This is a genomic window from Pseudomonas sp. ML2-2023-3, from assembly GCF_037055275.1.
Taxonomy (GTDB): Bacteria; Pseudomonadota; Gammaproteobacteria; order Pseudomonadales; family Pseudomonadaceae; genus Aquipseudomonas.
Genome location: NZ_CP146343.1, coordinates 4,639,127 through 4,658,165, shown reverse-complemented (window position 1 = coordinate 4,658,165; position 19,039 = coordinate 4,639,127). Strand labels below are relative to the sequence as shown.

13 protein-coding genes and 1 riboswitch are annotated in these 19,039 nt (G+C 58.8%); of the genes, 10 read left to right on the top strand and 3 right to left on the bottom strand.

Going from position 1 to position 19,039, the window contains the following annotated elements:
* The first annotated feature begins 23 nt into the window (after nt 1–23).
* Entirely contained in the window at nt 24–1,004 is a 981-nt protein-coding gene (gene argR, locus V6P94_RS21490; protein WP_133077309.1) for a transcriptional regulator ArgR, read from the top strand.
* 2 nt (nt 1,005–1,006) lie between these two features.
* Here the strand turns inward: argR and V6P94_RS21485 are convergent, their stop codons facing one another.
* Complete coding sequence (locus V6P94_RS21485) at nt 1,007–1,954, bottom strand: NEL-type E3 ubiquitin ligase domain-containing protein (RefSeq protein WP_326399002.1); 948 nt, start codon at nt 1,952–1,954, stop codon at nt 1,007–1,009.
* Nucleotides 1,852–5,760 carry a dermonecrotic toxin domain-containing protein gene (locus V6P94_RS21480; protein ID WP_338648668.1) on the bottom strand — a complete coding sequence of 1,303 codons (3,909 nt, stop codon included), beginning with the start codon at nt 5,758–5,760 and terminating at the stop codon, nt 1,852–1,854. The genes V6P94_RS21485 and V6P94_RS21480 overlap by 103 nt, the downstream gene beginning before the upstream one ends.
* A gap of 471 nt (nt 5,761–6,231) precedes the next feature.
* Between V6P94_RS21480 and V6P94_RS21475 the strand changes: the two genes are divergently transcribed.
* The 7 genes from V6P94_RS21475 (at nt 6,232) to astE (ending at nt 14,073) form a co-directional block, all read left to right on the top strand.
* Nucleotides 6,232–7,452: an aspartate aminotransferase family protein gene (locus V6P94_RS21475; protein WP_326397503.1), complete on the top strand. Its 1,221-nt coding sequence runs from the start codon at nt 6,232–6,234 to the stop codon at nt 7,450–7,452.
* Nucleotides 7,453–7,620: 168 nt separating this feature from the next.
* On the top strand, nt 7,621–8,640 hold the full coding sequence (gene aruF / locus V6P94_RS21470; protein ID WP_133077313.1) for an arginine/ornithine succinyltransferase subunit alpha: 1,020 nt from the start codon (nt 7,621–7,623) through the stop codon (nt 8,638–8,640).
* 55 nt (nt 8,641–8,695) lie between these two features.
* Entirely contained in the window at nt 8,696–9,733 is a 1,038-nt protein-coding gene (gene astA, locus V6P94_RS21465; protein ID WP_133077314.1) for an arginine N-succinyltransferase, read from the top strand.
* On the top strand, nt 9,730–11,196 hold the full coding sequence (gene astD, locus V6P94_RS21460; RefSeq protein ID WP_326399004.1) for a succinylglutamate-semialdehyde dehydrogenase: 1,467 nt from the start codon (nt 9,730–9,732) through the stop codon (nt 11,194–11,196). The genes astA and astD overlap by 4 nt, the downstream gene beginning before the upstream one ends.
* A gap of 148 nt (nt 11,197–11,344) precedes the next feature.
* Complete coding sequence (gene astB / locus V6P94_RS21455; RefSeq protein WP_326397504.1) at nt 11,345–12,691, top strand: N-succinylarginine dihydrolase; 1,347 nt, start codon at nt 11,345–11,347, stop codon at nt 12,689–12,691.
* 67 nt (nt 12,692–12,758) lie between these two features.
* Nucleotides 12,759–13,049, top strand: coding sequence for a hypothetical protein (locus V6P94_RS21450; RefSeq protein ID WP_019823410.1), 291 nt, complete (start codon nt 12,759–12,761; stop codon nt 13,047–13,049).
* A gap of 13 nt (nt 13,050–13,062) precedes the next feature.
* Nucleotides 13,063–14,073: a succinylglutamate desuccinylase gene (gene astE / locus V6P94_RS21445; RefSeq protein ID WP_133077317.1), complete on the top strand. Its 1,011-nt coding sequence runs from the start codon at nt 13,063–13,065 to the stop codon at nt 14,071–14,073.
* A 127-nt stretch (nt 14,074–14,200) separates the two neighbouring features.
* On the opposite strand, the gene V6P94_RS21440 is transcribed toward astE, so the two are convergent.
* Entirely contained in the window at nt 14,201–14,713 is a 513-nt protein-coding gene (locus V6P94_RS21440; RefSeq protein WP_133077318.1) for a 6,7-dimethyl-8-ribityllumazine synthase, read from the bottom strand.
* Between the two features lie 131 nt (nt 14,714–14,844).
* Nucleotides 14,845–15,014, bottom strand: a riboswitch (FMN riboswitch).
* 215 nt (nt 15,015–15,229) lie between these two features.
* On the opposite strand from V6P94_RS21440, the gene ltaE reads away from it, so the two are divergent.
* Complete coding sequence (gene ltaE, locus V6P94_RS21435; RefSeq protein ID WP_133077319.1) at nt 15,230–16,234, top strand: low-specificity L-threonine aldolase; 1,005 nt, start codon at nt 15,230–15,232, stop codon at nt 16,232–16,234.
* A 146-nt stretch (nt 16,235–16,380) separates the two neighbouring features.
* Nucleotides 16,381–18,999, top strand: coding sequence for an alanine--tRNA ligase (gene alaS / locus V6P94_RS21430; RefSeq protein ID WP_219263248.1), 2,619 nt, complete (start codon nt 16,381–16,383; stop codon nt 18,997–18,999).
* Nucleotides 19,000–19,039: the final 40 nt, after the last annotated feature.

Genomic DNA, 19,039 nt, shown 5'->3' with positions numbered 1-19,039 from the left:
GTTTTCGTTCCGGATAGCACGCTATGACCGCCCATCGAATTGGTTTCCTCATTTGGCCCAGCACCAAAGCCTTGACCCTGGCGCTGGCCGAGGAAGCGTTGCGTGTTGCTCAGCGCGTGCATCCTGAAGTCGTCTACGAGTTGTTGTTCCTGCAGGCAGAACCTGCGCCCGAGGGCGCCTGGAAATTGCCCGGCGAGCCCTGGAACGGCAAGCTTGAAGGCTGCCAAAAGCTGTTCCTGTTGGCTGATGAGCCCCCGACCACCCTGGCTCCGGCCTTGAGCAGTGCGCTCAAGCAACTGGTGCGGGCAGGGTGTGTGATTGGCGGGCTGTCGGCCGGGGTGTATCCGCTGGCGCAATTAGGTTTGCTTGATGGTTATCGTGCTGCAGTGCATTGGCGCTGGCAGGACGATTTTGCCGAGCGTTTCCCCAAGGTGATTGCCACCAGTCACTTGTTTGACTGGGACCGTGATCGTCTGAGCGCCTGTGGCGGGTTGTCGGTGCTCGATTTGTTGCTGGCTGTTCTGGCTCGCGATCACGGGGCTGAACTGGCCGGTGCGGTGTCCGAAGAGCTGGTGGTGGAGCGCATCCGCGAAGGTGGCGAGCGCCAGCGTATTCCGCTGCAAAACCGTCTTGGCTCCAGCCATCCCAAGCTGACCCAGGCCGTGTTGCTGATGGAGGCCAACATCGAAGAACCCCTGACCACCGACGAAATCGCCCAGCATGTGTGCGTATCCCGTCGGCAGTTGGAGCGGATTTTCAAGCAATACCTCAACCGCGTGCCTAGCCAGTATTACCTGGAACTGCGCCTGAACAAGGCTCGGCAAATGCTGATGCAAACCAGCAAGTCGATTATCCAGATCGGCTTGTCCTGCGGCTTTTCATCGGGGCCGCATTTCTCCAGTGCGTATCGCAACTTCTTTGGCGCGACACCCCGTGAAGACCGCAATCAGCGCCGAAGCAGCAGCCCGTTCGAGTTGTCTTCGGCTCCTGCCGAGCGTGGCTGAAGTCAGAGCCGCTTGGCCTGGGCAAGGGCGATGCGGGTCATATTCCGGCTTACTTCCAGGCGCTCATCGGCGAGTTGCAGGTAAATCCGGTTATACAGGCTGTCGCTGAGGGGCTCTTGGGTCAGCACTTCAGCTTCAGTGACCTTCAGTTTTGCGGCTATTTCTACCAGCGAAGCTCTCAACACCGGATCGCGATTTTGCAGTTGCTCCTGTGACTTGATCCAGGCGTTTTGTAGTTCCAGCAACTGGTTTAGCCAGTCCACGCGCTCGTCGAATATCCGTGCGTTGTCTTCAAGCGGTCCCGGATAGGTTTTGTTCAAGTATGTTTCCCAGAACGGCGCTTCTGCCAGGATCTGGTTAACCAGGCCATCACCTTTTTCGCCCTCCTTGATCAGGTTGTAGGCCCGCGTAAATTCTGCGTTCCCCACCCCTGCGGTGAGGCGGTACACCATGTAATTGGGCACCCAGGGCAGTTCGAGGCTGGAGCTCAGGCGAGCCTGATAGCCGGTGTGTACTTCGACCTCATCCACGGTGCCGGGTACACCATCGATGACTTCAGAGCTGAACCTCAAGCCCAGGCCGCCCTCGCTGACAGGCTTTACTCGCTGAGCGACATCAGCGCGGGCGATATCATGGATTTTCGCCAGCCGGGCCTTGCCCCGTGCCAGGGTGATGAGGTTGTTTTTCAGTTCCCTGGCAGGGGTTGCTGCTTCGTAGTATTCGTAGGCCATGACCTCAAGGCCCATCGCATTGAAAATCTGTGCCCCGGCATCCGCGCAATGTGTGGGGGCGCTGGCAAGGGTGAAGAGTTTTTCGCGCATAAGGGTATCGTTATGGGCGGCATCGATCAGTCGCCACACTTTGCTGGCCAGATCCTCCCAGGCTTCTTCATAGTTGATCCTGTCACTTTCGGTCTCAAATACCTCTGGCTGGACTTCCATTCTGGAAATGACTTCAAAAAAGCCCTGGGATCCGTGCTCTTTTTCGACGTTATCCCAATGGCCGGAGGTTGTCCAAGGGGATTGTTACTCAGGTCCAGATGCAAAAGCCGCGTCAGGCCATTGAGACGATCCTGTGCCTCGCGGGTCATCACCAGCTTGTTGTTGGGGAGTGTCAATTGCCTGAGTCGGCGCAGCCTGGTCAGGGCTGGTGGAAAGCGTTCCAGCTGATTGGACGCCAGAGAAAGCACCCGCAGGTTCGGAAAGTGATTCAGGAACTCTTCACTGGAGGACGACAACTGGCAATCATCGAGAAACAGCCCGGCGACATGACGCAAGGGGCTGCTCAAGTTCAGGCTGTCGAGTTCGATAGCGCCCAGCTCGGCGTGGCTAAAGTCGAGCACTGCACGTATCTCGATTCTGCCGGCCTTATTGATGTGTGGTTTATCTGCCGTGTGCCATGAGTCCTTGATCCTGGCACTGACATATTTGCGGGTTTCGTGAATTTCGAGGCCGTTGGTGTCTGATGCTGAGCTGGCGCGGGGCGACTGTACCCACTCATCCAGTTCGCGAAACAACAGGTTTTTTTCATCCATAAGAACATTGAGCTGGGTCAACGCCTGTTCGGTGTTGATGCGTGCGGTTATCAGCCCGATTTCGGCCTCATCGCGCATCGGGTAAAGCGCTCTGACCTGGTTTTTCAGGGGGCTGGACGGGGAGTTGGGATCTATATGGCTGCTGCCGATGCCGCGCAGTAGCGTTTCAGTCTCCAGGGTCACGGAGCGATTGGCATTACCAAACTCCAGGGCGGTTCGCACCTGATTGTTGAGCTGGTATTTTTCGATGAGCCATTGCTTGAAGTTTTGCCCAGGCTTGAGGTGTGATCTCACGTGTTCAAGGCTGGTCTCGGGCAGTGATTTCTGAAGGGCGCTGTAGAAGCCCGAGGCCGGGTGGAGCAAAGCCCCATGCTCATCATAAACTTCGTACTTGCCCGGCCCCAGCCGCACGATGACTCGTGACTGACTGGCCCCCTCCGGGTGATGGGCATGGCGCAAAGCCCCGTCCACGACTGATTCACGAACATCGAGCTTAAGGTCGCTGATGGCGTCGGTGTGCATTCTCAGCGTGTTAATGGCGGCTTTCTCGGCGTCGGGGCTGACCAGGTCTTCTTCAAACAGCCCCTCCTGTGCGTGGGCGATCCTTGTCTGGATTTGCAGCTCCGTGGCCAGGTTCCTGATCCGTAGCGGCAGGTTATGACCCATCAGCAAGTCTTTCTTTTCAAGGGTGCTGGCGGTATCGAGCATGGCCTGGGTCGCGGGGGCGGGAAGCTGCGCAAAGGCGGTTTCAATCAAGCGGGCCTGGGGGCTATGTGTGAGTCGCTCTTTGGCGTAGGTGTGGTTGAAAATATCTTCCCGGCGCTGATAGGCGTAATCGGCCACTTTGGCGTGGAGTGCTTTCACGGCATCCGCCTTGACGGTCTCGGGGCCCAGCAATGCGTTGAGCTGGCTTGAGTCGAGGCTGTCGACAATCAGTGGCCAAAGCTGTCCCTGCTTGACCTCGCCCTGGGATATTTTCAACGTGTCTTCAGGCAGGGCGTCACGGTTGCCGTACACATGGGGCTGGCCGGACAGAGTTTGATCCGAGTAGATGGCTAGTGCCTTTTCCTCAGGCCAGCCTTGCAACTCGGTTGGCAGGCTTTCAAGCCAGTTGCTCTTCTCTGACGTGGTCAGGCCCTGGCGCACATGCTCAATATCCTTGATGTTTTGTTTGTGCAGCTTCAAGCGCGTCAGGCTGTCTTTGAGCAAGGGCGGGATCTTCTCGCTGTTCATGTGTACCCGGCGCAAGACCCCATTGGAGGTCGCACTGACACGTCGCAGGTTTTGCAGCTCCGTGTCGCTGAGTCCGTCCGTTGCATGCCCCAGTCGCCGCATCAGGGTGGCATCCTTCCAGGTCTGCGGGCGCTCGCCCTCCATCAGCCAGGCCCCTTCGCCGTTATGCAGGATTTTGGGCCGGTACGCGTGCGGGCGAGTGGGATGGTGCAGGGTGAACTGTTGCGCGCCTTCGGCTTTCTCAAGCACCAGGGTGTGTTCAGCCAGACCGGTGCTGTTGAGTGTCAGCAGCATTTGATCGTTGTGGTGCCGCAGGCCCAGTTCGTCAGTGGCTACGCTGTCGGGCACATTCAACTCATGGTTGTAGACGCTGATGTCAGGATTCCATAGCCGGGTGTTGCCGTCGCTGCCCGTCACGGGTGTCATGCCCTCTACAAAGGCTGACGATTTTGGCAGCAGGTCACTGACGATGTGTCCTCCCGCGGCAAACAGCCCTGCCTGTACTGTGCTTTCCAGCACTGCTATCAAATGCTCGAAGGCCTCGGTTGTCTGGCCTTCCACCCAGTCGTGCACGCCCTCATAGACGTCATCCAGCAGTTGATAGGCCATTTGTAGCAGCATCAGCTCGCCGACCACCGGCACAAACGGGGCGATGACAAAGGCTGCCGCATTGAACAGGGCCAGGCCGATGCGCTTCCAGCGCTCCAGTCGATCCTGGCGGGTCTTGCGGTCTTCTGCGTCGGTAGAGACGGCAATGCTCTTGGCGTCACTGAATATCCTGACCAGCTTTCTGCTGTAGAGGGTTTCCCACAGGTCTTCAGTGATCGGCTCAATCGAACAATCGAGCAGGGGGTTGTCGATCGGGATCAGGGATTGTCCGACCCCGAAGTCGCGGTCTTCCAGGTCGGGGGCATTGGGGGTGTCGGTGATGATGTGGAAGTAGGTTCTTTTCAATGCTGAAAAGTACGTCGCCAGATGCTCGTGAGGGATGAAACGACGAAAGAAATGCTGGTAGTCGTCAGCGCTCAGGCGTGCGGTCAGGTGCTCAACAAAGCTACCGATGGATGAGTATTCTTTTATCGGGTGCAGCGGATCGTGGGGGAGGTACACCACAATGGAGCGCTGATGCTCGGGAATGAAGATGACCGGTCCTTCTGCCGCCAATGCGCACACCGAGAGGCTGTAGGTCAGCCACTTGTCGCTCGTGCCGCTCATAAAGCCATTCAAAGACTCGTACAGGGGCGCGTGCATTTGCCGGGTGAGAACCCCATGGAGCAGGTCAGCCTTGAGATCGGCCTGATGGCATTCGCCCAGGGTGGTTTTTAGCCGTAATTGCCTGGCACGGTCATTGAGCCCCAGATGGGTTCTCAAATGAGCGTCATAGCGGGCGCCAAGGTTGAGTGCGCGGCACAGGGCGGTGAAGGCCAGTACCGGCATTTTTTCGGTGATATCGTCCCTGAGTTTGTAATGACCCAGCTCGTCGGGGCGAGTGATATAGCCGGAGTCAGGCTCGTAGGCATAGGGCAAGGTTTCATGCAGTTCAAAGTTGTGCAGGGCGGCGTCCAGTAGCGACACGCGCCACGTTGTAGCACCGCTGTCCCGAAGGCCGATCACTGGCAGGTAGGTAGGTATGTAAAGGTTGATGTAGATCTGGTTGACGTCCAGGTCCAGGCCGTGGCGTTGCTTGATCAGTCGCTTGAGCAACGGTTCGGCAAAGGCGCGCACATCGAGGATGTGCTCAAGTTGCTGGTTCACAGCGCCGTGCGCGGCCCAGCGCTCGGTCAGTGTGTTTTTGAAGGTGCGGTTTTGAGTGGCGGTGAGGGCTGCAAGGGAGCGGTGCAGGGTTGGTTTGATTGTTTTCAGGCGCTGCAAATCGGGGTTTTTCAAGTGCCCTGCCCAGCTCGGAAGGGCCTTGCTCACATGGGTGAAGTGAGGGCTGTAGTGAAACAGCTGTTCGGGGGGCGGCGGGGTTTCGGGAATGCTGCTCATGATGAGTCCATTTTCAGAGAGTGGAACAAGAGGGTGCGCATTAGCCTGGCGTCGTTGCCCAGGCCCTGGCCCAAGTCGACACCTTGCAATTGCCTCGAAGAATGGCCATCAAGATCGGCCAGCCCGGGACTGAAAAAAAGCGCAAATACCTGCTCAACCCACTGGGGTTCCGATCAATAAACAGCGTTCAGCCGATACACATTTGGCACCCGAAAGCGGTCCGCCTAAGCCGCTCTGGAAACGCTCACGCTTTTCGCGCAAACAAAACGCCAGAGTGCTGCCGTAAAAGTGCCTCAGCGTTTAAACTGCGCCTTTGTGACGGAATATGTCGCATTGTCGTAATGCCTTGGAAAATCATGGTTGGGCGCTATAAGAAGTTGTCGCTTGGCGACAAGGCGTGCCCCCCGTGTGTCCCTACAATCCTCCCATCGCTCGCCAGTTTAGGCAGGCGTTCCTCTTCAGGAGACTCCGATGTCCGTTGAGCAAGCCCCGGTGCAACGCGCCGATTTCGATCAGGTCATGGTTCCCAACTACGCGCCTGCAGCCTTTATTCCTGTGCGCGGCGCCGGTTCCCGAGTGTGGGACCAGGCCGGTCGTGAATTGATCGACTTCGCTGGCGGCATTGCCGTTAACGTGTTGGGGCATGCGCATCCGGCACTGGTCGGCGCGCTGACCGAGCAGGCCAATACCCTGTGGCACGTATCCAACGTTTTCACCAACGAGCCGGCGCTGCGCCTGGCCAAAAAGCTGGTGGACTCGACCTTTGCCGAGCGTGTGTTCTTCTGTAACTCCGGTGCCGAAGCAAACGAAGCCGCCTTCAAGCTGGCCCGTCGTGTGGCCTTTGATCGGTTCGGCAGCGAGAAGTACGAAATCATCGCCGCACTCAACAGCTTCCACGGTCGTACGCTGTTTACCGTGAACGTCGGCGGGCAGTCGAAGTACTCCGACGGCTTCGGTCCGAAAATCACCGGCATTACCCACATTCCGTTCAACGATCTTGACGCACTCAAAGCGGCCATTTCGGACAAGACCTGCGCGGTGGTACTGGAGCCGATTCAAGGTGAAGGCGGCGTGCTGCCAGCCGAGCTGGCTTACCTGCAAGGCGCCCGCGAGCTGTGCGACGAGCACAACGCGCTGCTGGTGTTCGACGAAGTGCAAACCGGCATGGGCCGTACCGGCCAGCTGTTTGCCTACATGCATTACGGCGTGACCCCGGACATTCTGACCAGCGCCAAGAGCCTGGGCGGCGGTTTCCCGATCGCAGCCATGCTGACCACCGAAGCACTGGCCAAGCATCTGGTTGTCGGTACTCACGGCACCACCTACGGCGGCAACCCGCTGGCATGCGCGGTGGGCAATGCGGTGATTGATGTGATCAACACCCCTGAAGTGCTGGCTGGCGTCAAAACCAAACACGATCAGTTCAAAACCCGTCTTGAGCAGATCGGCCAGCAATACGGCCTGTTCACTGAAGTGCGTGGCATGGGCCTGTTGATCGGCTGCGTGTTGAACGATGCCTGGAAAGGCCGCGCCAAAGACATTTTTAACGCCTGCGAAAAAGAAAACCTGATGATTTTGCAGGCTGGCCCCGACGTGGTGCGCTTTGCGCCAAGCCTGGTGGTAGAAGAAGCCGATATCGAAGAGGGCCTGAACCGCTTCGAGCGCGCCGTAAAGAATCTGACGCAAGCCTGAGTGTGACCTCGACGCCCGGCTTGCCGGGCGTCGAACCGAATTAATGTGGGAGCGGGCTTGCTCGCGATGGCAGCACCGCGGTCTGTCTGCACAACCGCGCTGATGCCATCGCGAGCAAGCCCGCTCCACACCCCCTCTATGTAGTTCAAGGATTTAAGGAGTGACACCATGCTGGTGATGCGCCCTGCGCAAATGGCTGATCTGGGCGAGGTACAGCGTCTGGCTGCGGACAGCCCGATTGGTGTCACTTCATTGCCGGACGATATCGAACGCCTGCGCGACAAGATCGCTGCGTCCGAAACCTCGTTTGCCGCCGAAGTCAGTTTCAACGGTGAAGAGAGCTACTTCTTCGTCCTTGAAGACACCGCCACCTCCACGCTGGTGGGGTGTTCGGCGATCGTGGCCTCGGCCGGTTACTCGGAGCCGTTTTACAGCTTCCGTAACGAGACCTTCGTGCATGCCTCCCGCGAGCTGAAGATTCACAACAAGATCCACGTGCTCTCGCAGTGCCATGACCTGACCGGTAACAGCCTGTTGACCAGTTTTTATGTGGTCCCGCAGCTGGTGGGTTCGGCCTGGTCGGAACTCAACTCCCGTGGACGCCTGCTGTTTGTGGCCAACCACCCGGAACGCTTTGCCGATTCTGTCGTGACCGAAATTGTTGGTTATAGCGACGAAAATGGCGACTCGCCGTTCTGGGACGCCATTGGCCGCAACTTCTTCGACTTGAACTATGCCGCCGCCGAGCGCCTGTGCGGGCTCAAAAGCCGCACCTTCCTCGCCGAGCTGATGCCCCATTACCCGATTTACGTGCCGCTGCTGCCAGACACTGCCCAGGAAGCCATGGGGCAGGTTCATCCGCGGGCGCAGATTACCTTCGACATCCTGATGCGCGAAGGCTTCGAGACCGATCATTACATCGATATTTTCGACGGCGGCCCAACCCTGCATGCGCGGGTTTCGGGTATTCGCTCGATCGCCCAAAGCCGTGTGGTGCCGGTCAAGATCGGCACGCTGAGCAAAGGTGGCGGTCGCCAGTACCTGGTGGCCAATGCCCAGTTGCAGGATTACCGCGCGGTGTTGCTGGAGCTGGATTGGGCACCGGGCAAGCCGGTCACGCTGGATCTGGAAGCGGCCGAAGCACTGGGCGTTGGCGAAGGTGCCAGCGTACGAGTCGTGGCGGTTTAACGCGTTTGAGCGAGTTTCGCGAGGTTCGTCAGCGAGCCCTGTTTGAGGAGATAGCATGATCGTTCGTCCTGTACGCAACAGCGATTTACCGGCCCTGATTGAGCTGGCACGCAGCACCGGAACCGGCCTGACCACCTTGCCGGCCAACGAAGAGCGCTTGCTGCATCGTGTGACCTGGGCTGAAAAAACCTTCCGTGGCGAAGCCGAGCGCGGCGATGCGGACTACCTGTTTGTGCTTGAAAACGACGAAGGCAAGGTGGTGGGTATTTCCGCCATTGCCGGTGCCGTTGGCCTGCGTGAGCCCTGGTACAACTTCCGGGTGGGCCTGACCGTCAGCGCCTCCCAGGAGTTGAATATTTATCGCGAAATTCCAACCCTGTTTCTGGCCAACGACCTGACTGGCAACTCGGAACTGTGTTCGTTGTTCCTGAGCGCCGATTACCGCACCGGTCTCAATGGCCGCATGCTGGCCAAGGCACGGATGCTGTTTATCGCCGAGTTCCCGGAGCTGTTCGGCAACAAGATCATTGCTGAAATGCGCGGGATGTCCGATGAAGCCGGGCGCTCGCCGTTCTGGGAAAGCCTGGGCCGGCACTTCTTCAAAATGGAATTCAGCCAGGCGGACTACCTGACTGGTGTAGGCAACAAGGCTTTTATTGCCGAGTTGATGCCCAAATTCCCGGTGTACACCTGCTTCTTGTCTGAAGATGCCCGTGGGGTGATCGGCAAGGTCCATACCCACACCGAACCTGCCTTGAACATGCTTAAAAGCGAAGGGTTCAGCTATCAGGGCTACGTCGATATTTTCGACGCAGGCCCGGCGGTTGAATGTGAAACCAGCAAAATCCGCGCTGTACGCGACAGCGAAGCGCTGGTGCTGGCGATCGGCACACCGGGTGACGATGCCACGCCTTACCTGATGCACAACCGCAAACGCGAAGATTGCCGCATCACGGCCGCGCCTGCGCGCCTGGCTGCGGGCACTCTGGTGGTCGATCCGTTGACTGCCAAACGCTTGCAACTGACGGCGGGCGATCAAGTGCGCGCTGTTGCGTTGTCTGCCCAGCCAGTTGTCCCACGGGAGTCGAAATAATGAGCACGTTGTACATCGCAGGCATCTGGCAGGACGGGCAGGGCGAAGCCTTTGAATCGCTGAACCCGGTGACGCAGCACGTGCTGTGGACAGGCAATGGCGCGAATGCCGAGCAGGCAGATGCCGCCGTCAAGGCCGCACGCCAGGCATTTCCGGCCTGGGCCAGGCGCACGTTTGAAGAGCGCCTGAGCGTGCTCGAAGCGTTTGCCGCAAGTCTTAAAAGCCACGCGGACGAACTGTCCCGTTGCATCGGTGAAGAAACCGGCAAGCCCCTGTGGGAGTCGGCCACCGAAGTCACCAGCATGATCAACAAGGTGGCGATCTCGGTACAGAGCTACCGTGAGCGTACCGGTGAAAAGAGCGGCCCGCTGGGTGATGCCACCGCCGTTTTGCGTCACAAGCCACATGGCGTGGTCGCCGTGTTTGGCCCGTACAACTTCCCGGGGCATCTGCCCAACGGGCACATTGTTCCGGCGTTGCTGGCCGGTAACAGCGTGGTTTTCAAACCGAGTGAGCTGACCCCGAAAGTCGCCGAGCTGACGGTCAAGTGCTGGATCGAAGCCGGGTTGCCAGCCGGGGTGCTGAACCTGCTGCAAGGTGCCCGTGAAACCGGTATCGCGCTGGCGGCGCACACGGGTATCGACGGGTTGTTCTTCACCGGTTCGAGCCGTACTGGCAATGCGCTGCATCAGCAGTTTGCCGGTCGCCCTGACAAGATCCTGGCCCTGGAAATGGGCGGCAATAACCCGCTGGTGGTCGATCAGGTCGAGGATCTGGATGCTGCGGTGTACACCATCATTCAGTCGGCGTTTATCTCCGCCGGGCAACGCTGTACCTGCGCCCGCCGTTTGCTGGTGCCGCAAGGCGCCTGGGGCGACAGCCTGCTGACGCGTCTGGTTGAAGTCAGCCAACGTATCGAAGTGGGTGCTTTTGACCAGCAGCCAGCGCCCTTTATGGGGTCGGTGATTTCCCTGGGCGCAGCGCGTGCCTTGATGGATGCGCAGGAAGTGTTGTTGGGTTCGGGCGCCGTGGCCTTGCTGGAAATGCATCAGCCTGACAGCAATGCAGCCTTGCTGACGCCGGGCATTATCGATGTGACAGAGGTCAGCGACCGCTCGGATGAAGAGCTGTTCGGGCCACTGCTGCAAGTGATTCGCTATGCCGACTTTGACGCGGCCATTGCCGAGGCCAATAACACAGCGTTTGGTCTGGCGGCAGGCTTGTTGTCGGATTCCGAAGCACGTTATCAGCAGTTCTGGCTTGAAAGCCGTGCAGGGATCGTGAACTGGAACAAGCAGTTGACGGGCGCAGCTAGCAGTGCCCCGTTTGGTGGTATCGGAGCGTCGGGTAATCATCGCGCCAGTGCCTATTACGCGGCGGATTATTGCGCATATCCGGTGGCATCCCTGGAAGCGCCGGCGCTGGCCTTGCCTGCTGCGCTGACCCCGGGCGTGCGGATGTAAGCGGGCTTTGTAGTCGCTGCCGCAGGGTGCGAAGGGATCGGTGGGGTTTCAAGAAAACGGGTTGCTCCGCAACCCTTCGCAGCCTGCGGCAGCGACTACAGAAGTGCATTTTTCGTGTCTATAACAACCGTTTTCCGGAGCCTCGCTGATGAAGTCCTTTGAAGTCAATTTTGACGGTTTAGTGGGGCCGACCCATAACTACGGCGGTTTGTCGTTTGGCAACGTCGCCTCCCAGAGCAATAGCCAGCAGGCTTCCAACCCCAAGGAAGCCGCGCTGCAGGGCCTGGAAAAAATGAAAGCGCTGATGGACATGGGTTTTGTCCAGGGCGTGCTGGCGCCGCAAGAGCGCCCGGATGTCGCGGGTCTGCGCAGTCTGGGGTTTTGCGGCACTGACGCTCAGGTCATCGAGCGCGCCGCCAAAGAAGCCATGCCATTGCTGGTAGCCAGTTGCTCGGCATCGAGCATGTGGGTGGCCAATGCCGCGACGGTCAGCCCAAGTGCCGACACCGCAGATGGCCGCGTGCACTTCACCGCAGCCAACCTCAACTGCAAATACCACCGCAGCATCGAGCATCCGACCACCAGTCGCGTGTTGGGCGCGATGTTCGCCGACCCGCAACACTTTGCGCACCATGCTGCGTTGCCTGCAGTGGCTCAGTTTGGCGACGAAGGCGCCGCCAACCACACGCGTTTTTGCCGTGAATATGGCGAAGCGGGTGTCGAGTTTTTTGTCTACGGGCGCAGTGCGTTCGACAGCCGCTACCCGGCACCGCAAAAATACCCGGCACGCCAGACTCTTGAAGCTTCACAGGCTGTGGCGCGTCTGCACGGCCTGAGCGAAGAGGGCGTGGTATTCGCTCAGCAAAACCCGTCGGTCATCGACCAGGGCGTGTTTCACAACGACGTGATCGCAGTGGGTAATGGCGAGCTGCTGTTCCATCACCAGGATGCGTTCCTCAACACCGAGCAAATGCTGGCCGAGCTGCATGGCAAGCTGGCAGCACGTGGCGGCAATTTCCAGTCGATCAGCGTGCCGCGCGATCAGGTGGCGGTGGAAGATGCAGTGCGTTCGTACCTGTTCAACAGCCAGCTGCTGAGCCGTGCAGATGGTTCGATGTTGTTGATCGTGCCTGAAGAGTGCCGCTCCAATCCGCGAGTCTGGCAATACCTGCAAGGGCTGACCGCTGCTGGCGGACCGATTCGTGAGGTCAAGGTGTTTGATCTCAAGCAAAGCATGCAGAACGGTGGTGGCCCGGCGTGCCTGCGGTTGCGTGTAGCGCTCAATGAAGCTGAACTAGCGGCGGTCAACCCCGGCGTGATCATGACGCCGGCGCTGTACGACACCCTGACGGCCTGGGTGAACAAACATTATCGCGATGCTCTGCGCGAAAGTGACCTGGCTGATCCACAATTGCTGCTTGAATGCCGCGCGGCATTGGATGAACTGACGCAAATCCTTAAACTGGGCGCGGTTTACCCCTTCCAGATCAATTGAACGGCTGCGTGCCTGAGGGATTATTAACCTGTGGCACGCACCTTCACCTCCAAATGAGAGCGAAATAATGACCGATACCCTGAAGCTGATCCTTGAAGACACCGATGGCACTCAACTGGAAACCTCTTGCACCCGCGTTGCCGTGATGTGGCAGGGCAAGGAATTGTGGATCCAGCATGACGGCCGTGGCCAACTGCTGATCGGTGTTGATGTTGAAGAAGGCGATGCCGAATACGCCAACCTGCTGCTGCGTCCATTGGCGACTAACCTTGTCAGCCTGCAACTGGAAATGGAACCGGCAGACATTGAAGAAGACGGTGAAGATGGCCACGTACACGGTCCAGACTGCAACCACTGATTAAGGATGCACCATGCTCGCTCTCGGCAAACTGCTTGAACTGACCTTGGCCGGACGTGAACCGGCCGAGAAAACTCAACTGACTGTCGACGGCGTGCGGATGCGCTGGCTGACCGAGGGCGCGCTCGAAGTACGCCCGCCCCAGGCGAGTGACAACGGTATGGATCTGCTGTTGTCAGCCGGCATCCACGGCAATGAAACAGCGCCGATCGAATTGCTCGATCGCCTGTTGCAGGCCATTGCCCGGGGCGTTATCAAGCCCCGCGCACGAATTCTATTCTTGTTCGGCAACCCGGGTGCCATGCGCACCGGTGCGCGCTTTGTCGAAGAAGACCTTAACCGGCTGTTCAACGGCCGCCACGAAAGCAGCAGTGGCCCCGAGGCTCTGCGTGCGTGTGAACTTGAACACCTGGCCGAAACGTTTTTCAGCCTCCCTGAGCGCTCCCGCCTTCATTACGATTTGCACACGGCCATTCGTGGGTCGAAGATCGAGCAGTTCGCGCTGTATCCCTATAAAGAAGGGCGTGTCCACTCTCGCGATGAGCTGGCCCGCTTGCGCGCAGCCGGGATGGAAGCGGTCTTGTTGCAGAATAAGCCATCGATTGTGTTCAGTGCTTACACCTACGATCAGTTGGGCGCCGAGGCGTTTACCCTTGAGCTGGGCAAGGCCCGGCCTTTTGGGCAGAACGGCGGAGTCAATGTCGAGCGTCTTGAGCTGCGCTTGCAGCAGATGATCGAAGGCACCGAGCCGCCACTGGCCGATGACTCGCTCGAAGGCTTGCAGCTGTTCAGCGTGGCCCGCGAGGTGATCAAGCACAGCGATGCCTTTATCCTGCACTTGCCGGCGGACGTCGAAAATTTCTGTGAGTTGCCCAAGGGCTACTTGCTGGCGCAAGACGCGGGCAAGACCCGATGGGTTGTCGAAGAAGAGGGTGCGCGGATTATCTTTCCCAACCCGAAGGTGAAAAACGGCCTGCGGGCCGGGATGATCATCGAGCCGGCTCGCGCTCTGGCGTTAGCGTAGCCAGGGCAGTGCCTGTCAGTTAAGGATAACTGTGGGAGCGGGCTTGCTCGCGATGCAGGCGACGCGGTCAGAGAGTCAAACCGCGCCGCTCCAGTCGCGAGCAAGCCCGCTCCTGCAAGAGCTGGCTTTACACCGCGCGTTTTTGCTGGGAGTCCATGCGCTTGATGGTGCGGATTTTGTGCAGGGTGTCGGCGCAGGTTTTCGCGGCTTCTTGGCCTTTGTGTTCGAAATGGTCGAAGAAGAACTTCTGGTGCTCTTCACCTGCATGGAAATGGTGCGGTGTCAGGCTGACCGAGAAAACCGGGACTTCGGTTTCCAGCTGCACTTGCATCAAGGCGCTGACCACGGTCTGGGCCACGAAGTCGTGACGATAGATGCCACCATCCACTACCAGCGCTGCGCCGACGATGCCTGCATAACGGCCAGTCTTGGCCAGCAGCTTGGCGTGCAGCGGGATTTCGAAGGCGCCGCCGACTTCAAAAAAGTCGATGTCGCTTTCCTGATAGCCCTGTACCAGCATTTCGGCCAGGAAGCCTTTACGGCTCTGGTCGACAATATCTTTGTGCCAGCAGGCCTGGATAAATGCCACGCGTTCGTTGTGGTGGCTTTTGCTTTTGCTGTCGATTGCAGTGGGTTGCATGTTCAGATTCCTGTTTGTGTGAAAAACAGGGCATATGAATCGAATGGGATTAAAGGGTGCGTTCAGGAGGGCAGCGCATGGCCTTTCGGCATCGCCACTTGCCCACCTGGTTGACGGCCCTTTGGCGCCAATCCCGTTCTCTCTTCATCCGGACTATGACCGTCGGCCCCGGGATCACACCGGGTCTGCTGACCTTGACTGCCCACAACCCAAGCGGGTGGATCAGCCAAGCGCTCGCGGGCTATGCGCATTGCGCGCAATTACCGCCGGTGGGGAGTCGCACCCCGCCCTGAGAACGTTGCCACCAGCTTTTCTGGTGGCGGACATTTTGTATCATAATTTTTTCGCAGATGCATGGCTGCTTTTGGCTAATAGCCATCAATTTTTTCGCTGGGTTATCAGCGCGATCCCGCTCAAGCCGCTGAATATGTCAAATCCTGGCCGCACGACTCTTGTCCGAAAGGGAGCTCCCCGATTAGCATCCAGAGCTGATCACTTATTGCCGAGGCCGCTCCAATGACTGTTATCGATCTTCGTAGTGACACCGTTACCCAACCCAGCACCGGCATGCGCGAGGCCATGGCGAGTGCGCCGATGGGCGACGATGTGTATGGCGAAGATCCTTCGGTGAACAAGCTGGAGTCCGAACTGGCGCTGCGTCTGGGCTTTGCCAGAGCGTTGTTCGTGCCCACCGGCACCATGAGCAACTTGCTGGCACTGATGGCGCATTGCGGGCGCGGGGATGAGTACATTGTGGGTCAGCAGGCGCACACCTATAAATATGAAGGCGGCGGAGCGGCGGTTCTGGGGTCCATCCAGCCACAGCCGCTGGAGGTTCAGGCTGATGGCTCGCTGGACTTGGGGCAGGTTGCAGCTGCAATCAAGCCTGACGACTTTCACTTTGCCCGCACGCGTTTGCTCGCACTGGAAAACACCATGCAGGGCAAGGTGCTGTCACTCGAGTATCTGGCAGCTGCCAGTCGCCTGACCCGTGAACATGGCCTGGCGCTGCACCTTGATGGCGCGCGGCTGTACAACGCAGCGGTCAAGCTGGGTGTCGATGCGGGTGAGATCACCCGGCATTTCGATTCGGTATCGGTGTGCCTGTCCAAGGGACTGGGCGCTCCGGTGGGTTCCGTGTTGTGCGGCACTGCTGACTTGATCGCCAGGGCGCGGCGCTTGCGCAAAATGGTCGGTGGCGGCATGCGCCAGGCCGGTCAACTGGCGGCAGCCGGTCTGTATGCGCTGGATCATCAGGTCGAGCGTCTGGCCGATGACCATGCCAACGCCCAGTTACTGGCTGAAGGTTTGCGTGCGGCCGGTTATGACGTCGAACCGGTGCAGACCAACATGGTGTACGTTCAGATCGGTGAGCGGGCCGAAGCCCTCAAGGCCTTTGCGGCCGAGCAGGGGATTGTGCTCAGTGCCGCGTCGCGCTTGCGAATGGTGACGCACATGGATGTCAATCGCAGCCAGATTGAACAGGTAATAGCCGTTTTTGCCGAGTTTTCCAGCCAATAAGCTTGCGATCCGTCCAATTGCTTGTCGCTATCGTATAAACACGCTGTACCCGGGGCGAAGGGCCGATATAATGCGGCCCTTTGCGAGTCGCACTGTCGATTGACGTGATTTACTTGCCTCTGGCCGCAGCCTCCGTGGAAGAACCTATGAAAAGCGCAGAAATCCGTGAAGCCTTCCTTCGCTTCTTCGAGGAGCAAGGTCACACCCGTGTCCCTTCCAGCTCCTTGGTCCCTAATAACGACCCGACCCTGCTGTTCACCAACGCGGGGATGAACCAGTTCAAGGACTGTTTTCTGGGTCAAGAAAAACGTGCCTACACCCGAGCGACCAGCAGCCAGAAGTGCGTGCGAGCCGGCGGCAAGAACAGCGACCTGGAAAACGTCGGTTACACCGCCCGTCACCACACCTTTTTTGAAATGCTCGGCAACTTCAGCTTTGGCGATTATTTCAAGAAAGACGCGATCAACTTCGCCTGGACCTTCCTAACCGGCGTACTCAACCTGCCTAAAGACAAGCTCTGGGTAACGGTCTACGCCAGCGATGACGAAGCGTATGACATCTGGACCCAGGACGTCGGCGTACCTGCCGAACGCATGATCCGTATTGGCGACAACAAGGGTGCTCCGTACGCGTCGGATAACTTCTGGACCATGGGCGATACCGGCCCGTGCGGCCCGTGCACCGAGATTTTCTACGATCACGGTCCAGAAATCTGGGGTGGCCCGCCAGGTTCGCCAGACGAAGACGGTGACCGCTACATTGAAATCTGGAACAACGTGTTCATGCAGTTCAACCGCACCGCCGATGGCGTGTTGCATCCGTTGCCAGCGCCGTCGGTAGACACCGGCATGGGCCTGGAGCGGATCAGTGCGGTGATGCAGCACGTCAACTCCAACTATGACATCGACCTGTTCCAGAGCCTGTTGACGGCTGCAGCCGATGCGATCGGTTGTGCCAACGAAGGCCAGGCATCGCTCAAGGTGGTGGCTGACCACATCCGTTCGTGCAGCTTCCTGATTGCTGACGGCGTGCTGCCATCGAACGAAGGTCGCGGCTATGTACTGCGCCGCATCATTCGTCGCGCCTGCCGTCACGGCAACAAGCTGGGTGCTACCGGTAACTTCTTCTACAAGATCGTCGCGGCACTGGTTGCCGAGATGGGCGAAAGCTTCCCGGAGCTGGTGCGCGAGCAGGCCAACATCGAGCGCGTACTTAAAGCCGAAGAAGAGCAGTTCTCCAAGACGCTGGAGCAGGGCCTGAAAATCCTTGAGCTGGATCTGGCAGAGCTCAAGGGCACCGTAGTGCCTGGCGACGTGGTGTTCAAACTCTACGATACCTATGGCTTCCCGATGGACCTCACGGCCGATATCGCCCGTGAACGCAACCTGACCGTGGACGAAGAAGGCTTCGAGCGCGAGATGGAAGCCCAGCGTGTTCGCGCACGTTCGGCCAGCTCTTTCGGCCTGGACTACAACACGCTGGTTAAAGTTGACGTGCCGACCGAGTTTGTCGGTTACAGCGCGACCCAGGCTTCGGCCACCATCGTTGCTCTCTATAAAGACGGTCAATCGGTTGCCAGCCTGAGCGAAGGCGACGAGGGCGTGGTCATTCTTGATCAGACCCCGTTCTACGCCGAATCGGGCGGCCAGGTTGGCGATTGCGGTTTCCTGCAAGCTGGCGCGGCGCGCTTTGACGTGCGCGACACCACCAAAACCGGCGGCGCATTCCTGCATCACGGCGTGGTTGCCGCGGGCGGCCTGAATGTTGGCGAAACCGTTGAAGCCCAGGTTGACGCCGATGTGCGTCACGCCACGGCACTGAACCACTCGGCGACCCACTTGCTGCACGCGGCCTTGCGTCAGGTGCTGGGCGAGCACGTTCAGCAGAAAGGCTCGTTGGTCGACAGCCAGCGCATGCGTTTCGACTTCAGTCACTTCGAGTCGATCAAGCCCGAGCAGATCAAGGCGCTGGAAGATATTGTCAACGCCCAGATTCGCAAGAACACTCAGGTCGAGACTGAAGAAACCGACATCGAAACCGCCAAGCAAAAAGGCGCCATGGCGCTGTTTGGCGAGAAGTACGGCGACAACGTGCGCGTGCTGAGCATGGGTGGTGATTTCTCGGTTGAGCTGTGTGGCGGTATTCACGCCAAACGCACCGGTGACATCGGCCTGATGAAAATCATCAGCGAAGGCGGCGTAGCTTCCGGTATCCGTCGTATCGAGGCGGTTACGGGTGCAGCCGCACTGGCTTACTTGAACGCCGCCGAAGAGCAGCTCAAGGAAGCCGCGAGCCTGGTCAAGGGTTCTCGTGAGAATCTGGTCGACAAGCTGTCGGCGGTACTTGAGCGCAATCGCCAGTTGGAAAAACAACTTGAGCAATTGCAGGCCAAGGCAGCAAGCGCGGCCGGTGACGATCTGTCATCGTCGGCGGTGGACGTAAAAGGCGTGAAAGTCCTGACTGCCCGCCTGGACGGTCAAGATGGCAAGGCGCTACTGGCGCTGGTAGATCAGCTGAAGAACAAACTCGGCCGTGCGGTGATCCTGCTCGGCAGTGTCCATGAAGACAAGGTTGTACTGGTTGCAGGCGTAACCAAAGACCTGACTGGCCAACTCAAAGCCGGTGATTTGATGAAGCAGGCTGCTGCGGCAGTGGGCGGGAAGGGCGGTGGTCGTCCTGACATGGCGCAAGGCGGCGGTGTTGATGCTGCAGCCCTTGATGCCGCATTGGCCCTGACTGTGCCATTTGTCGAACAGGGTATCTGAGGTCCAGTACGCGCCATCGTCTAGTGATGGCGCGTCGTTT

Bases quoted from the DNA above. Each gene is read 5' to 3' on its own strand.
- V6P94_RS21440 (WP_133077318.1), bottom strand. From the start codon at position 14,713: ATGCAACCCACTGCAATCGACAGCAAAAGCAAAAGCCACCACAACGAA.
- aruF (WP_133077313.1), top strand. From the start codon at position 7,621: ATGCTGGTGATGCGCCCTGCGCAAATGGCTGATCTGGGCGAGGTACAG.
- argR (WP_133077309.1), top strand. From the start codon at position 24: ATGACCGCCCATCGAATTGGTTTCCTCATTTGGCCCAGCACCAAAGCC.
- astE (WP_133077317.1), top strand. From the start codon at position 13,063: ATGCTCGCTCTCGGCAAACTGCTTGAACTGACCTTGGCCGGACGTGAA.
- V6P94_RS21475 (WP_326397503.1), top strand. From the start codon at position 6,232: ATGTCCGTTGAGCAAGCCCCGGTGCAACGCGCCGATTTCGATCAGGTC.
- V6P94_RS21480 (WP_338648668.1), bottom strand. From the start codon at position 5,760: ATGAGCAGCATTCCCGAAACCCCGCCGCCCCCCGAACAGCTGTTTCAC.
- ltaE (WP_133077319.1), top strand. From the start codon at position 15,230: ATGACTGTTATCGATCTTCGTAGTGACACCGTTACCCAACCCAGCACC.
- V6P94_RS21450 (WP_019823410.1), top strand. From the start codon at position 12,759: ATGACCGATACCCTGAAGCTGATCCTTGAAGACACCGATGGCACTCAA.
- astA (WP_133077314.1), top strand. From the start codon at position 8,696: ATGATCGTTCGTCCTGTACGCAACAGCGATTTACCGGCCCTGATTGAG.
- astB (WP_326397504.1), top strand. From the start codon at position 11,345: ATGAAGTCCTTTGAAGTCAATTTTGACGGTTTAGTGGGGCCGACCCAT.
- alaS (WP_219263248.1), top strand. From the start codon at position 16,381: ATGAAAAGCGCAGAAATCCGTGAAGCCTTCCTTCGCTTCTTCGAGGAG.